This window comes from Bacillus sp. ISL-78, assembly GCF_018613455.1.
Taxonomy (GTDB): Bacteria; Bacillota; Bacilli; order Bacillales; family DSM-1321; genus Peribacillus; species Peribacillus frigoritolerans.
In genome coordinates this window covers 37,276-52,147 of sequence record NZ_JAGGQC010000011.1, presented here as the reverse complement: position 1 = coordinate 52,147, position 14,872 = coordinate 37,276, and the positions used below count along the sequence as shown (strand labels likewise).

The 14,872-nt window shown below is 38.9% G+C and carries 22 protein-coding genes and 1 riboswitch; of the genes, 6 read left to right on the top strand and 16 right to left on the bottom strand.

Annotation, left to right across the window (positions count from 1 at the left end; genetic code table 11):
- Positions 1-68: 68 nt before the first annotated feature.
- Positions 69-419 carry a winged helix-turn-helix transcriptional regulator gene (locus tag J7I96_RS13185; protein WP_053536197.1) on the bottom strand — a complete coding sequence of 117 codons (351 nt, stop codon included), beginning with the start codon at positions 417-419 and terminating at the stop codon, positions 69-71.
- Between the two features lie 144 nt (positions 420-563).
- Here J7I96_RS13185 and J7I96_RS13180 point away from each other — a divergent pair, with 144 nt between their 5' ends.
- Positions 564-1,148, top strand: coding sequence for an NAD(P)H-dependent oxidoreductase (locus J7I96_RS13180; protein WP_214923676.1), 585 nt, complete (start codon positions 564-566; stop codon positions 1,146-1,148).
- Positions 1,149-1,392: 244 nt separating this feature from the next.
- Here the strand turns inward: J7I96_RS13180 and J7I96_RS13175 are convergent, their stop codons facing one another.
- From J7I96_RS13175 to J7I96_RS13140, 8 genes are all read right to left on the bottom strand, one after another.
- On the bottom strand, positions 1,393-1,662 hold the full coding sequence (locus J7I96_RS13175; RefSeq protein ID WP_214923673.1) for an excalibur calcium-binding domain-containing protein: 270 nt from the start codon (positions 1,660-1,662) through the stop codon (positions 1,393-1,395).
- A 158-nt stretch (positions 1,663-1,820) separates the two neighbouring features.
- Positions 1,821-2,378 (bottom strand): competence protein ComK, encoded by a 558-nt coding sequence (locus J7I96_RS13170; RefSeq protein ID WP_214923670.1) that lies wholly within the window; start codon positions 2,376-2,378, stop codon positions 1,821-1,823.
- Positions 2,379-2,533: 155 nt separating this feature from the next.
- The gene (locus J7I96_RS13165; RefSeq protein WP_311315209.1) at positions 2,534-3,325 is read right to left on the bottom strand and encodes a DNA sulfur modification protein DndB; all 792 of its coding nucleotides are present in this window, start codon (positions 3,323-3,325) and stop codon (positions 2,534-2,536) included.
- A gap of 39 nt (positions 3,326-3,364) precedes the next feature.
- Positions 3,365-3,565, bottom strand: coding sequence for a hypothetical protein (locus J7I96_RS13160; RefSeq protein ID WP_214923667.1), 201 nt, complete (start codon positions 3,563-3,565; stop codon positions 3,365-3,367).
- Entirely contained in the window at positions 3,552-4,658 is a 1,107-nt protein-coding gene (locus tag J7I96_RS13155) for a DNA sulfur modification protein DndB (protein WP_214923663.1), read from the bottom strand. Before J7I96_RS13155 ends, J7I96_RS13160 begins: the two co-directional genes overlap by 14 nt.
- A 315-nt stretch (positions 4,659-4,973) precedes the next feature.
- A complete protein-coding gene (locus J7I96_RS13150; RefSeq protein ID WP_214923661.1) occupies positions 4,974-5,285 on the bottom strand; it encodes a protealysin inhibitor emfourin in 312 nt (103 codons plus the stop codon).
- 32 nt (positions 5,286-5,317) lie between these two features.
- The gene (locus tag J7I96_RS13145) at positions 5,318-6,379 is read right to left on the bottom strand and encodes a M4 family metallopeptidase (RefSeq protein ID WP_214923659.1); all 1,062 of its coding nucleotides are present in this window, start codon (positions 6,377-6,379) and stop codon (positions 5,318-5,320) included.
- Positions 6,380-6,402: 23 nt separating this feature from the next.
- On the bottom strand, positions 6,403-6,567 hold the full coding sequence (locus tag J7I96_RS13140; protein WP_214923657.1) for a hypothetical protein: 165 nt from the start codon (positions 6,565-6,567) through the stop codon (positions 6,403-6,405).
- 160 nt (positions 6,568-6,727) lie between these two features.
- Between J7I96_RS13140 and J7I96_RS13135 the strand changes: the two genes are divergently transcribed.
- Positions 6,728-7,210 (top strand): hypothetical protein, encoded by a 483-nt coding sequence (locus tag J7I96_RS13135; protein WP_214923655.1) that lies wholly within the window; start codon positions 6,728-6,730, stop codon positions 7,208-7,210.
- A 430-nt stretch (positions 7,211-7,640) separates the two neighbouring features.
- On the top strand, positions 7,641-7,817 hold the full coding sequence (locus tag J7I96_RS13130; protein ID WP_214923653.1) for a hypothetical protein: 177 nt from the start codon (positions 7,641-7,643) through the stop codon (positions 7,815-7,817).
- Positions 7,818-8,029: 212 nt separating this feature from the next.
- On the opposite strand, the gene J7I96_RS13125 is transcribed toward J7I96_RS13130, so the two are convergent.
- Together J7I96_RS13125 and J7I96_RS13120 are read right to left on the bottom strand one after the other, a co-directional pair.
- Positions 8,030-9,229: a phosphoglycerate dehydrogenase gene (locus tag J7I96_RS13125; protein WP_214923650.1), complete on the bottom strand. Its 1,200-nt coding sequence runs from the start codon at positions 9,227-9,229 to the stop codon at positions 8,030-8,032.
- Between the two features lie 106 nt (positions 9,230-9,335).
- Positions 9,336-9,414, bottom strand: a riboswitch (ZMP/ZTP riboswitch).
- 148 nt (positions 9,415-9,562) lie between these two features.
- Positions 9,563-9,991 (bottom strand): ATP-dependent metallopeptidase FtsH/Yme1/Tma family protein, encoded by a 429-nt coding sequence (locus tag J7I96_RS13120; RefSeq protein WP_214923648.1) that lies wholly within the window; start codon positions 9,989-9,991, stop codon positions 9,563-9,565.
- 140 nt (positions 9,992-10,131) lie between these two features.
- Between J7I96_RS13120 and J7I96_RS13115 the strand changes: the two genes are divergently transcribed.
- On the top strand, positions 10,132-10,647 hold the full coding sequence (locus J7I96_RS13115) for a GNAT family N-acetyltransferase (RefSeq protein WP_214923647.1): 516 nt from the start codon (positions 10,132-10,134) through the stop codon (positions 10,645-10,647).
- 63 nt (positions 10,648-10,710) lie between these two features.
- Here the strand turns inward: J7I96_RS13115 and J7I96_RS13110 are convergent, their stop codons facing one another.
- The 3 genes from J7I96_RS13110 to J7I96_RS13100 form a co-directional block, all read right to left on the bottom strand.
- Positions 10,711-11,127 (bottom strand): VOC family protein, encoded by a 417-nt coding sequence (locus J7I96_RS13110; RefSeq protein ID WP_096340084.1) that lies wholly within the window; start codon positions 11,125-11,127, stop codon positions 10,711-10,713.
- A 107-nt stretch (positions 11,128-11,234) separates the two neighbouring features.
- On the bottom strand, positions 11,235-11,726 hold the full coding sequence (locus J7I96_RS13105; RefSeq protein WP_214923645.1) for a PTS sugar transporter subunit IIA: 492 nt from the start codon (positions 11,724-11,726) through the stop codon (positions 11,235-11,237).
- A gap of 90 nt (positions 11,727-11,816) precedes the next feature.
- Positions 11,817-12,206 (bottom strand): iron chaperone, encoded by a 390-nt coding sequence (locus J7I96_RS13100; RefSeq protein WP_214923643.1) that lies wholly within the window; start codon positions 12,204-12,206, stop codon positions 11,817-11,819.
- A gap of 81 nt (positions 12,207-12,287) precedes the next feature.
- Here J7I96_RS13100 and J7I96_RS13095 point away from each other — a divergent pair, with 81 nt between their 5' ends.
- Positions 12,288-12,545 carry a hypothetical protein gene (locus tag J7I96_RS13095; protein ID WP_214923641.1) on the top strand — a complete coding sequence of 86 codons (258 nt, stop codon included), beginning with the start codon at positions 12,288-12,290 and terminating at the stop codon, positions 12,543-12,545.
- Positions 12,546-12,613: 68 nt separating this feature from the next.
- On the opposite strand, the gene J7I96_RS13090 is transcribed toward J7I96_RS13095, so the two are convergent.
- Positions 12,614-12,895, bottom strand: coding sequence for an AbrB/MazE/SpoVT family DNA-binding domain-containing protein (locus J7I96_RS13090; protein ID WP_214923639.1), 282 nt, complete (start codon positions 12,893-12,895; stop codon positions 12,614-12,616).
- Positions 12,896-13,360: 465 nt separating this feature from the next.
- Positions 13,361-13,576 carry a DUF6366 family protein gene (locus tag J7I96_RS13085; protein ID WP_214923637.1) on the bottom strand — a complete coding sequence of 72 codons (216 nt, stop codon included), beginning with the start codon at positions 13,574-13,576 and terminating at the stop codon, positions 13,361-13,363.
- A gap of 110 nt (positions 13,577-13,686) precedes the next feature.
- Between J7I96_RS13085 and J7I96_RS13080 the strand changes: the two genes are divergently transcribed.
- Positions 13,687-14,340: a hypothetical protein gene (locus tag J7I96_RS13080; protein WP_214923636.1), complete on the top strand. Its 654-nt coding sequence runs from the start codon at positions 13,687-13,689 to the stop codon at positions 14,338-14,340.
- The last annotated feature ends 532 nt before the right edge of the window (positions 14,341-14,872 follow it).

Here is a 14,872-nt window from a genome sequence, read left to right as displayed (position 1 = left end):
TCTTATTGAATTAAATGGGGTTAGTGGATGATCAACCACGAGGAAAAAGCTAAAGACCTGTATAGGCTTTAGCTTTTTATTAATTTTTCATATTTTTTCCCCCACTCTCCCATACTAGCCAGTATCGGAATAAAGCTTTTCCCTATAGGTGTTAACGAGTATTCTACCTTTGGGGGGACTTCTTTATATACTTCTCTGTGAACCATTTGGTCTTCTTCCAATTCTCTCAACTGACGTGTCAGTATTCCTTTTGAAATACCTGGTAACAGCCTTTGAAGTTCATTAAATCTTCTTGTATTTGTGCTTAAATGCCATAAAATGATGATTTTCCATTTCCCTGCAATTATGTCTTGCGTTTGTGTAACTGGACAAACCTCTATTTGTTCCTCTGGAGGTTCACCGAACCTGCTTCGCGCCACCGTACATTCCTCTCTTTCTCAATTCAATGGTACCATTTTTGTGACTATGTTATAAAAAAATGACTACTTTCAAAAAAATGTCTAACACTATAATATTAGGTTACCCTTAATAATCAAATAAAAATTACTAGGAGGAGATTCGAAATGAAGCACTTAGTTGTTTATGCACATCCAAACTCTGAAAGCTTAAATCACTCTATATTGGAAACAACAGTCAATGCATTAGAGAAGAACGGTCACGAAGTTGTTGTGCGTGATTTATATGCACTTGATTTTCAACCTGTACTGAAACCGGAAGATACAGCAGCCATGAAAGCAGGAAAAACTCCTGATGATATTAAAACGGAACAAGAATTTATTTCTGAAGCAGAAGTTATAACATTTATTTACCCTATTTGGTGGACGGGTCTTCCAGCAATTCTTAAAGGGTATGTAGACCGAGTATTCTCATTCGGGTTTGCATATTCCGCTGGAGAAGAAGGTGTAATCAAGCTATTAAAAGGTAAAAAGGGGCTTATCATCAATACACACGGAACTCCTAACGAGGTTTACGATGCGGTGGGTATGACAGCTGGTTTGAAAGTTACCTCTGACATTGGAATATTTGATTTTACTGGAATTGAACCTGTGGATCATTTACTATTCGGAAGTATTGGATACCTTGATGAAGAAGCATATAAAGGAATGTTAAAGAAAGTTGAAGATACAATTAAATCCCATTTCTCATAAACATATACTAATGTTGAAAAAGACTGCTCAATCTTAATAAAAGGCTGTTTTCGCATACTTTGTTGCTATTTACCCGTAGTGCGGTGTGGTTGATTTCCCCTTCAGATGCTCGCTTCCCGCTGCTCCCGCAGGAGTCTCGCACTTCCGCTCCAATCAACCTTAAATAGTTTCGTTTTAAAAACATCAATCTTTACGAAAAGAGCCTAATAAAAAGAGACCTTCCTATAAAAGGTCTCTTTGAATATTATTTTTCACAAGCGATAAAGTCTTTGTCGCGATCGCTTTTTTTATTGGCATCATAAAGCGCCTTTGAAACGTGAGGCTTGTATTTCGTTCTTCCTCCTTTATTTTTAACGGAAGATGTACGGGCTACGCCTCCTTTGTAGTCTTTATTCAATGCTGTACAGTTTTTATAAGTCTTCACCTTTGTTTTGGCACTGGCTACGTCATTTGCGCCAAACGAGAGACCTAAAACTAGTCCAAAAGATAGTAAAATAGCAAATATTCGTTTCAAAATATGTACTTCCTTCCCTAAATATTAACTTTTTACTAATCATAATGTATCATTCCTTTTTTTACAATAACTATTTTTCTGGATTTTAAATAATACCCGCTCTTAACTTAATCCACTCATAAGAAAAGACCGCCAATTCAGCGGTCCCATGGATTATATTATTCCTTTCCTTTCACCCTGTAATGGACCTCCCCAGGTTCTTTGCAAAAGGTGATTCCGCTTCCCGGTTCGTAATAAAAGGTCTTTTTACCCAATGAGCGTTCATGGAAGGTCGTATGCAGATAGGCTGCTTGGTCCCTTTTGAAGGCGAGCTGATTTTTGCTTAAGTTTACCGGAAGGCAATGACCGTAGTTTGTGTGGACCAGTGTTTCCTTTTCGTTCATTTCCTCTAAGTCACGAATGTGGATGTAGGAAAACCAGACTCCTCTTCTTTTCCGGAATGAGCGGGAGGAGAACCAGACCATCCCCAGCTGGGCGTTTATGCAGACGGGCAGTCTGTATTTACCGCCCAGTACGGATTTGGCTGCTGCCAGTCCGCCATCCAGGTCCAATCCAAAGTGGTTTAACGTGTTATTCAGGATTTCCTGGCGCGGTTGCCTGACATGGAAAGTGCTGTCTCCCTCCACTACCGTAGTCATCTCGACACCATTGGCATCGTATCGCTCCATCATTCCTACCGTTTCCATATTCAATAAATAGTTTTTACGTATCATCATTCCATTCACTCCCCATTTCACTATTCCTTTTTATGGAGTATACTGGACATAGAGGCAGGTATACTCCTGCTCGCAAGCCCTTAGGTGATTGTCTGACCGGACGTCCTCACCTAGGGGTTTTTCACTTTTTCATTATCACATTTCCCCTCACCTCCTCAACAGCTATACAGCCAGCGTACTAGCTCTTCGATATTGTTTTTATCTTTGCTAAGGTGAAATAATGGCGGCCGCCCTTTGTATGTTCCTTTAAACTCTTTCCAAATGGGATTATCAGGGCTCCAGTCCACCTCTTTCAATTTTGACATTCTCGTGGCAATCAGCTGTTGTCTTTGTTCGATAGGCTGGTTTTCCATTTTGTCATTGACATAAAGGGCAACGGCAATGAAAAGCGGGTAACTGGCAAGCATGCATTTTGTGTAATCACCCATCTGTCCTGCCGGGTATATGTCGAATAGTTCATTAAGGTAGAGATGAATGAGTGTGATGTATTCACTGTTCGAGAGCGGACTTTGTGATGTTTTCTCTTCGATGTTTACGTGTGCCTTCCCAGTCATGAAGATGCCGATGACCTGCCTCAATTGCGATAGCGATAAGAGGTTTTTATTGGCTGGACGATTGATGGAACGCTTTTCAAGTTCGACACCGGCTGTTTTTAGCGATTGATGGGTATGGAGCACCTGATTGGTAATGACGTTGAGGTTGTTTCGCGAGTCGAATGATATCCGTTTGGAAAGGGCCACTTTCTTGCCTTTTAGATTGAGATCCAGGTAGAGCTGGGATTCTTCCGCTCTTGTTAGTCCTTCAAATACTTGGATCGCAATCGAGCTGTCCTTCATGAGTGAATCCAGTTCATATGCTAGTTTCACCTTTTCTCCACCCTTCTTTAACGCTTTAAGGATACTGTCCTCCAATTGCACGAAAGCCGCTATTCGTTGTGTTCCGTCGATGATCGAAAGTTCGATAGGACCTCCATTAGGGGCTGCTTCTTACCTGCTGCTGGCAACAAGCGGCGGCAGGTAGATATTTTTCGTTAATGCATTGTCCAAAAGATAGTTTTTAATCGATCGGACCCGCAGTTGGTTGATTTCCCTCGTGGCGATCTGACCATTGCGATACATATGGACCAGCTCGATGATGGAGCAGGAAACCATCGTCCTTCTTTTCCGGTCCAATTCACTTAGAATCATGCAGCCATCCTCCTTCCTGTTCTATTTTTCGTTTGAACGCGAGAGCCGTTTTCTGGATGGCGTTTGTAGTCGAATGGTTTTTGACTCTTTTTTTCAAGGGGTCGTAAATGTGTGAATAAAGGGCATCATCATGCTTCCAAGTACAGGCTTTCTTCAAATGCAGCATATGATTTATTGCTTCTTCATAGGGGATTTCATGATGCTTGCGGAGTTGGTGGATCGTTTGGGCAAGGGCTATTTGGATGCCGGAATACCCTGATGTGAATATGGTCCGGTCTGTCATCTTCTTCGGAAAGATTTTCAGCCATGACTCGAAAAACGCGGTCGAGATGTTGATGATTTCGGCTTTGGTTAAATCACCATAATTGGCTTTACCCGTTTTCGCGGTGACGTTTCCTTCAAATAAAGCAATAAGGCAGCGCCTCATGATCGTCAGCGTAGTCAGCGCCGTACAGCTTACGGTGATCCTCGAAAGGGTGGCCTCTATCTCCATCTTACTTTCTAATATCCTGGCAATGTTCCGTGTTAGTTCTGCATATTCATCGCGCTGGTCATACTTCATCACCAAGCCGTTATGCGGCTCTTTTCGCTTCGTATTAATATCATTGAATAGCTGTCTTTCCTCATGCGTCTCCAGATTTAAATAGATTTGAATCGTGACTGGATAGGTTTTCAACTTATCAATTTGATTTTGGAGCTTTGCCGCTTCGGGAAAGTTTCCGATTTCTTCTTCCGTTTCCTTCCGTGCCCTTAGGTGACTGATGGCTGAAATGAGGGCGTAGGTCCTATGCTGCCCATCAAGTATGTATATTTTACTTCCTGGTGGCAGTTCCCCGCCCACGGGCACTTCTTGGATCGCTCCCCTGCTCGAGAAGATGAATGGGGAAAAGTAAAAGTCCCCTTCCGATACAGAATCGATGATGAAATCCCTGATTTCAGTCCTTCGATTGAGATCAAGCTTTCTTTGAACCGCCTCATCGACTTCGAATATCGCCTCCAATGTCGAGAATTGAATCTGGGAGATTAATATTCTTTTCCCGAATTGGGTAAGGCTGTTTCCGGCTATCGTCACTTTCATTTCTTGATATGTCATTCATATCACCTCTCTGCGACCATTATCCTATTTTATGCTTTTTTTGTAAAACTGCTCTTGTTTGACCTCTTTCAAAATTAGTTCCCTTTTATGACTGGTTTACCTGTTTGATTGGCTAACTCTTTACAAAATTTCATCAAAGGGCTATACTCTCTAATTTCCGTTTCAAATTTGCTACTATAGATCGCTATTTTGTGTCCATTTAGAGAACAAACAGCCAAAATCCAGATAAAAGTGAAACGAAATGACATTTTTGTGAAGTTTTACGACACGTCAAAAAAAGTCTATCTGAATGATAGACTTTTTTTGACGTGGTTATTCTGCCATCTTTATTTCAATTGCTAAATTCCGTAAATAATCCAATAAGGGCCGGACTTCCTCTGGAGCTGTTGTGTCTGTGAATGAGAAAGACTGCTTCTTCTTTTCATCGGCTATATCCAGCTGGTATGAAAACGAGTCGAACCCTTGCGTTTTTACCATTTTACTTTGGGCAGCATTATGAAGGTCAGCTTGTTTCATTAAGTTCTGCAATTCCTCATACTTCTCTTTCGGCAATTCATCCGTATCTATCCCGAAATTCAAGTCGAGGTTGGCAAATCCCCCTATGCAGCTAAATTTGATATGCATGGTAGATGAAGCCTCCTATTCATGGAATATTTCTACTCAGGCAGTCCAACCGCTTTAAAAGCATTTTCAATCGTCTGGATGGCTGTTTTCGTAACATCGCCGCTATCAACAAGTTTTTGCGCTGCCTTGATGACGATTTGCACGAATTGATTGAAATTCGCCGTCGCAAATAAATTCTGCATCGCATTGAACCAGATCAAGGCCGCTTTGTCCGTTCCAATTTCCATCGATACTAGATAAAAGGCCTTGTTTGGTATGCCGCTATTGATATGGACACCATGATTATCGCGTTCTCCCTTATAGAAGTTCTTCATATGATCAGGCTGAATATCCTTACCCATTAACTTATTGTCAAATGCCGTACCTGGTGCCTTCATCGAACGGAGTGCCTGCCCTTTCAGTGTCGGTCCCATTATATCAGCACCGATCAGCCAATCGGCATCTCCTGCAGTTTGCTTTAAGTGAAATTGTTTTATGGCAACTCCAAACACATCTGAAAGATGTTCGTTCAATGCCCCGGACTGACCTTCATACTCCAATCCACTTGTGAACTGCGTAACCCCATGTGTCAATTCATGTCCAATTACATCGAGTGAATTGGCAAAATTGCTAAAGATGACCCCATCACCGTCTCCAAATACCATTTCATCTCCGTCCCAATAAGCATTCGTGAATTTATTGCCATAATGAACGTTCAGAATGAGATCAAGACCTTGGTTATCAATTGAATTACGGTGCAAAACATCCTTGAAATAATCACGCACAACTCCGCTATAATCATATGCAGCGTTAACAATGGGATCTGCACTTGATCGATCTCCTTCTTTCCTAGCCTCATTCTCCCTGAGTTTCGTTCCTCCCTTGCAATCGTAAACATGACGGGCAGATTCACCCTGACGTTCAGATCCTGCATCCGTCAGTGCGACAACACCGTCAATATCGTATTCTCTCAATATTCTGCGCCTGCGCATTTGACGGCTTTTCGCTAAACTGATCCGTGCTTCTTCCACTTCATTTTGTGCCAAATTCTCTAAGATATAGTTAGGTACGATGAAACACTGACACTTCAATTTGGAACAGCCTTTTTTATGCATATGCGTCACTCCTTCATTTTTTTTTACGATCTATTATCCATTCGTTTTTCAAAACCGTTCTTCATGCTCAATAGCTGTTTATCTGATCCGTTCACATTTGCTGCTCTTCCTATCTTCAACACATTTCTATAGACTACTTTCGCCGCAACTACCTCATTTCCCTCCATTCCTTCCTCTGATCCGTTCAATCCTTTTTTCCAGCAGTACTGGTAACTCATCATGCAATTTCAGGCAGGAGATGTAAGAGTTCACCTTTGTTTATTAAATTATTCTGCTCGTGCTGCATATACTGCTTTAAACAAGGGATCTTCCTCGGAACATAAACAACCATTAAGGGAGGGCATAGCATTGGTAACTTCACAGGGAACTGCTTCGGTTAGCTTTCCATTCCCATCTGTATGGGGTATCCACTCTTCAATAGCTGGCAGAACGATTATTTGGGGCACACTTTCCATTCATTCCATTAGAGACAATAGGGTGGTGGGTACGGTTAATTTTCGCGGCAGACCCATTCCGATTAATGGATTCTGGAATGAAAGCACCAAACAAATCGCATTTGATTCACCTTATGCCACGTTCTCTGGCAACTTAACCATAATTGATGATCAACAGAGCAGAATTCGGCATTTCATTCTTCAAGGACGTTTTCTTATGAAGCCTCCCTCTCTGCAAGCAGGTGAGTCTGGATCGTGGATCGCCACTACAGATATAGCTCAGAATCAATTTCCTGTTAGCGGTAATGCCTATACCGGGCAATTGCCTCCTGTTGGAGCTTTTTTAACATCGAATATCCTTCATCAGCATCAGAATTTTTTGGGAAGAACAATATAGATTCATCCTTTTTTCGTAGAAAGGGTGTTTAAGATAGGGAATCGTCTCTGGATTAGGGGAGATTCTTTTACTTAGATGCGCTAAAGTGAACGTAGGCAAGGAGGCATACAAGTGATTCCATTGTTCAGGTTCGCACGTTGCTCCCTGGTGTTCAGTTGATCGCATTGCTTCCCCGTTTTGGTACCATTTTACCTATATACGAGATGGTTATTTTGATAGATAACTTATGAATCCGTTAACTTAAAATGAGTACAGATGGAATATAGATTGACAGCATTTTCTCTGTACTTCATACTATTGTATTAATGGAAATGACAGAATATTTAGTTAATTAGGAGGATGAAGCTATGAAATTAGCAGATTTTCTAGAAGAAAAGGGTTTTCAAGTGGCTCATGTATTAATGTCTGAGGATAAATGGGGGGATGACATGTGACTAAGCACAGAATCCTTTTAAGCATTCCCATTTTGCTATATGGAATGTACATATTTGTTGTCATTCAAAGTGATGAAGATGTTCCACTTTATTTGCATCTCCTATTCGCAATCTACTTGATGTTTTTTGTACATTATGAAGATAACACAGAAGGAAAGCATGACGGATTTTGAGAATTTCAATGCTATGGCGTTTTGACTTCAACTGAATGTATGAAGCTGCCCGCAGGCTGAGTCCGTTGTAATCCCTAGGTTGTTAACACGTGAGCCAGATTAGTATGACCACCCCAATATTTATTCCAAAATCATTAATAAAGCCTAAAAAAGCCTCAACTCCTTAAAGGAATTGAGGCTTTCACTATTTATCAGCTTTCTTCCGGTTCCAATTAGATGATACGAGTTGTAACGATACCTTCGATTTGTTTGATTTGTTCTTCCAAGGCAGGAATGATATCGCCGTTTACTTCACCATCAATGTCGATGATCGTATAAGCATATCCCCCACGGCTTCTGTTAACCATGTCAGCGATGTTCAAATTAAAGCTTGATACAGCCAGCGTGATTTGCCCAACCATGTTCGGAACGTTTTCGTGGAAAGTTGCCACACGACGGTTTCCTGTATAAGGAAGCGAAGTATTCGGGAAATTCACAGAGTTCTTGATGTTTCCTGTTTCTAAAAAGTTCTTCAACTGACGAGCTGCCATGATCGCACAGTTCTCCTCTGATTCCAGCGTAGAAGCACCAAGATGCGGAATTGGAACGACATTATTCATTTTCAACACGTTTTCATTCGGGAAGTCAGTAATGAACTTGCCTACTTTTCCGCTTTCAAGGGCAGCTTGCATATCATTTTCATTCACTAGCTCGCCGCGTGAGAAGTTCAAGATATGTACGCCCGGCTTCATGATGCTGAATGTTTCTTGATTAAACATTCCTTTTGTGTCGTCAGTTAATGGAACGTGTACTGTAATATAGTCAGATTCTGCAAACAATTCTTCAATTGTCATGGCACGCTGTACATTGCGGGACAAGTTCCAAGCTGTATCAACAGAGATGAACGGGTCAAAGCCAATGACATCCATATCCAAATCAAGCGCGTCATTCGCTACAAGTGCACCGATTGCTCCTAAACCGATTACGCCAAGGGTTTTTCCCTTGATTTCTTTACCAACGAATTGTTTCTTTCCTGCTTCGACAAGCTTCGGAATTTGTTCCCCTTCGCCTTCAAGCGTCTTTGTCCAAGCCACACCGGCAAAAAGGTTACGAGATGAAGCCATCAATGTCGTCAGCACCATTTCTTTTACAGCGTTTGCGTTAGCCCCAGGTGTATTGAAAACGACAATTCCTTGCTCGGTGCATTTGTCGACCGGAATATTATTGACTCCTGCCCCTGCCCTTGCGATTGCTTTTAACTGATCGCCGAATTCCATAGTATGCATGTTAAAGCTGCGAAGAACGATCGCATCAGGGTTTTCACTGTCATTGTCGACTTTAAAATCGCCTTTATTGAAAACATTCAGCCCGCTTTCGGCAATATTATTTAACGCTTTGATCGTTTTGACTTTTTCTAAAAGTATTGTGCTCATTTTGTTAGCTCCTCTTTTGATTATGATGTTTTTGAAATTTCAAAATATTGACTTTAAACCTTTACTATCTGTTAATATACAGAAAGAGGCAAGGGATAAAATCCCTTACCTCTGCCCAGGCGAACGGCTACGACACTATGTGTTCCCTCACGGTTATCCGTGTTTCGCCAGTTGCACATAGTCTTTTTCATTTATTTTATTCTATCAAACTATTCAGCATTCTTCAATATCATTTTAAAGGTTTATCACTTTTTTTGCAGAAGCCATAACTCACCAGAAATATCGGCGAAAATTACAGATTTATCTGAGAAAATAGAAATATATCGTCGAAAACTATCTTTTTATTATAACTCTAAATAGTAATAAGCCTAAAAACAGGAAGGAAATGATCATGAACGGAGTGGTCGCTGTAAACAAGGAGACCCATCCGCTTGTCTCTATGTATGGTGTAAACTCCATTATTTCTATATCCTGTTCCTCTGCAGCATTATTCATTCTATCTAGGGAAGTTTCACTATTAGGGACAGACGCGACAAAGTATTGACCCTTTTCATACCCTGCCAGCCGACCGCTTATTTCAATCACACGTTTTCGCTGCTCCACCTCTATAAATGTCACTTTTCCATCCTTTAAGGTTGTGAAAAATTCATCATCAGTTAATTTCTCAGTCGGTTCTTCGTCATTATTAAAAACCAGCACAACCCCCAAGATAATCAAGAAGCTTATTAAATAAAATATTTTACTACGGAAAATCTGCTTCATCTCATTCCTTCTCCCATATCAAACTATAGGAAATAGTAACATACAAAGTTAATTATTGGAATATCCTGGGCCAATCAGTTTATAATTGGATAATATTTGTAAATAAGAGGTATGGCCAACTTAAAAAAGGAGGAACCACTATGCTAATAAGAGAGGCGACGCTTGAAGATGCGGAAGGGATAGCGAAAGTCCATGTGGATTGCTGGCGGACCACTTATAAAGATATAATGCCCAGTGATTTTTTAGATAAACTTTCTTATGAGAAAAGAAAAGACATATGGATAAAGAATATAACTAGTAATGGAAATCATGTATATGTCGCAGAAAATAATGAAGGAAAAATTGTAGGATTTATATGTGGAGGGAAAAGGGAAACGAATCAAGTTGAGGATTCGGGCGATTTAACTGCGATATATATCCTCGAAAACTCACAAAGAATGGGGATAGGTAAGGAACTCATCAAAGAATTATTCTTTAAATTCGAAGAACTGGGATTCAAGACTATTTTCGTAGAGGTGCTTCAAGATAATAAATCTCGATACTTCTATGAGGCATTTGGTGCTGAATTGCTTAAAACCGAAAAAATCAAAATAGCTGGTGCTGAATTAAATCTATTGGTTTATGAGTGGAAGGACATTAGCCCCGTATTGTTATGAATGAAATTCAGCTAAGATTGCTAAAAAAGGCACAGTCCTTCGTAAAGGATTGTGCCTTGCTTTTTATTCTTGATTAAATCCGCTTTCGTCCATGTAAAATACTTCCCAAGAATGCCCGTCGATATCCAGAAAACTCCAACCGTACATGAAACCATGATCAATGGCCTCATTGAAAGGCTTTCCGCCAACATCCAGTGCCCTATTCACGATCTCATCAACTTCTTCCTTGCTTTTAACGGACAGGGCGACGATGGTTTCCGTACTCGCTGCAGAATCAGGGATTTCCTTCTTGGTAAACGTTTTAAAGTATTCTTCCACTAACAACATGACATATATGGACTCACTTATAACCATGCATGTCGCATTTTCATTGGTCATTTGCTCGTTAAACTCAAAACCGACCTTTGTGAAAAATTCTACTGAGGCATCCAAATCTTTAACAGGCAAGTTTACAAAAATCTTTTCTGCTTGAACTCCCATCCAATTCACCCTCGCTTGATTTTATTTGTTCACTCACCTACTATTCGCTGCAATTTTCGATTTTCCTGCTTGCAGCCTAAAAGGAGAAATCATCATGAAACTTTCTTTCACTTCAGATAAACACTCATGATCTCCGTATCATTAATAGTTGCTTGGGTATTATTTGTTTTTTCCAGTTTTTCAACAAGCTCGCCATTCGTGACAACGATCGGAGTTACGATGCTTGGAGCGTTGGCTTTCAGAAAATCGATATCAAATGTCACAAGCTTGTCTCCTGCTTTTACCCTTTGCCCTTCTGCGACATGGACTTCAAATCCCTCGCCTTTAAGGTTAACTGTTTCCAATCCAATATGAATCAACAATTCTATGCCATTCTTCGTACGGAGGCCTAGAGCATGTTTAGTATGAAAAACCTGGATCACTTCTGCATCGATTGGAGAAACGACCAACCCTTCCTCAGGAAGAATCGCTATTCCGTCCCCCATCATTTTCCCGGCAAAAACCGGATCCGGAACATCTTCAATATTTATTACTTGTCCATTTATAGGAGCAAGCAGTTGTTCCACACTTTCTTTTTTACTGAATAATTTTTTGAACATATTATTTCCACCTTTCTCTTTCGGTCTTGAATTCTTGCTGCCCATACTCTCATTTATTAAGCATTTTGTGAATTCTGATAATAATCGATGTTATTTTTTCTTTTGAGATTTGCCTTCTGCTTTTTTCCTTTTGTTCGCTTCCACTCTAAATATAACCATCTCGGTTATTAATTCATAAGGAATTGGCTTGTTTAGTGGAAACTGAACGGCCCCTTTTGAACATTTATATTCAGATAAGGCAGATTCAAACGCAGAGATCGCGCTTGGAGTCGGATAGAAACCTATATGTTTTTTATAGGCAGCGAAATGCACCAGATTTCCATATAAAACAAAGGTAGGCATTTGATAGCTTATCTTCTCTTCCGCCTCCGGTGCTGCATCCTTTATGAATTTTCTTAACGTTTTTAATATCCGCTGAACTTCCTCGGGAAATTGTATGATATATTCATCAATTGAATGAAATGTATTGGTTCCCACCATCATTTCTCCTTTCAGAACTCCAAACTACAATATTCTTATTATAACATTCTTCACCTGCTGACTATCCAAGGAATGATTAGCATGCGGGATTTTATGAATGCTTATGTTCGGTTTATTTTCAATCGCTTGAATTTTATCTGGAATATAATGATGATCTTTTTCTTCTATCAAAATCTAACCATCTCGATTTTATATTACTTCCAAAATGAAATTTACATCCGTACAGATGAAGACGTGGAAAAGGGAATTTTCGCAGTATTTGTTATTTATGAGGATGATGTTCTTGAAGTTATTAATGCTCTTAACCTTTATAAAAATACGATCGCACTTAGTAAATAGATAATCGTAAGTTGTTAAGGGGAATTATGATAATAAAACAAATCAAACATTTTATAAAGATCCTAAGATTATTTATTTTTGAGTCCAGTTATTTCATTTTTTAAGATTTTAATTCCTTCAGGACTCAAAATTAAGTTACTTTCACCCATTTTTTTATTTTCAGAAGAAATTTCACCAGTAATAGCACAAGCCATCTTTGGCGTATATTTTTGTAAAATAATAATTTCTTTATCCTCTGTAAATATTTCTAGAGCGTCTAGTATTTCTATATCTGACACTTTACGTAATTCTTTTGGAATAACAATTCGACCTAATGTGTCTATTTTTTTTACTATTCCTGTATTTTTCATAATATCATCACTTCCTTTTTATATATCCACTTATTACCACAAACGAGGGTTATGTCTATAAAACTATTAAACTCCAAAAAAATCTACTGTTTAAGGTGTTAGGAATGAAGAAAGGGTCCATGTATGCAAAATTGAGACAAACAGTTAATAGCTTGAGGCCAACATGAAATAGTGTTTCGTGGGTTAACGAGTAATTGTAAAGTAGTTAGTTTCAATAGAATAGATCAAGTCTATAGGATTTGAGGAAAAACCTGTTGACACATAAATGAGATTTATAACTTTAGTGCACATTTGGAAATAAACTAATGGGGACTTTTATTCAACTAAACTATACACCTATATTGTTCGTTAAATATCTACTTTGATGGTCTTAAATCAATACACCAGATAGACCGTTATAAACATTTTATCATGTTCTCTTTTTTCTCTGTCTACCTGTAGGGGATATTACCGTAAGTGGTCTCCTTACTTTAAGAATATAGATGTGATTATAAAACCTATTATTATTACAAGAATAAGTATTCCAGTTCCTTTCCAACCTAAACTACCTACTAAATCAGCAAGGTTTCCAGTTTCAGCCCTATTAAATGCATTGTTCATATTACCAGTTGGATTTCTTTTTAATTCTTCTTGTCTTAATCTTTCTCTTCTTCTTTCAGGTGTTTCTTTTTCTTCACTCATTTTAAACCCCTCCTTTTCTATAATTCTAACATATTTAATTTCCACAATTAACCTGTAGTAACTAATACCCTTTTGTTAATATTGAATAAAATTAAGGGAGGATGATTAATATGACTGGTTTTCTGAAAAATCTAACTTTCATTTTCATTTTGTTTGTTTTTGTATTTCTGTCAACTGATACAGGTCATGCAAGTGATGAGTTATCAAGTTCTGGAATGTTAAATGTAAGCCCAGTTAAAATTAGCATTACAAATGATCAAACTGGAGAGACTACGTTTTTAGACCCGATATATACAAAGAATATAATGAAAATCAACTTAATTAAATCTAATAATAACTCGATCGATGTTGGTTATAATTTTTTTGTTCCATTAGAAAATGAAAATTCTTCAGGTATTACGCCTTTTACTGTCACTGGAGGTTTAAAAACTTCAGGTGGTATCACCGCTAGATTAAATGTCAACTATGACGTAAGTTCAAATAAAGAAAAAATTAAATTAAATAAAGTGTATGGTAGTTGGACCCCAAGTTCTAATATGTATTCTCTGTCAACTAGAACGGTTAACGCGCATTCTGGAACTATACAAGGTAAAAGCCTACCTCAAAAAAAACCATCATCAAATAGTTTCACATATACTACTGGATGGGGATATAATTATTTTGCCACGGGACAAGCTAGTCCAAGAGCTTGGAGTAGTGCTAAGGCTCATATTAGCGGAATGACCGCAACACACACAATTAAGCTAGAATTCACATATCCTTAAATTCCTACGATAATAGGTGACTTTTAATATTTTTTAAGAATCTTAGTTTAAACGATTAGCCCACAGAATGATCAATCTTTTTCATTAAAAGCTCGTGTATAGAAAAATATTAGATACCTGTAGAAAGCATCCTGTCCATGTTAGGTATTATCGCCCCCTCTGCCCTTTTCTCCAGCTATACGAACAGCTCAGTAACTATATCCATAAATCAGTATTTGAAGCAATAGTCCTAAAAGGAATACTAAGCGTCTTAAAAGACAACTGTACTTTTCGCCAAGCACCAAAACAAATCTCCCATCCCAGAAATCACTATGCCAAAGTGCACTAATGAAACGTTCAGGCAAATAAGCAATTCAGCAATAATTTATATTCATTAGCTACCCGCTGCATTCCTCCTTGATCGATACGATCTAGATAGAATCCAAGAATAGGGTTTCGTTTTTTATTGGGAATAGGTATACTTTAGCTACCAACCTATTTTATGGAAATCATTTGATGGTCGATCAATCCATGCCTTAAAGGAGAGTGTGTA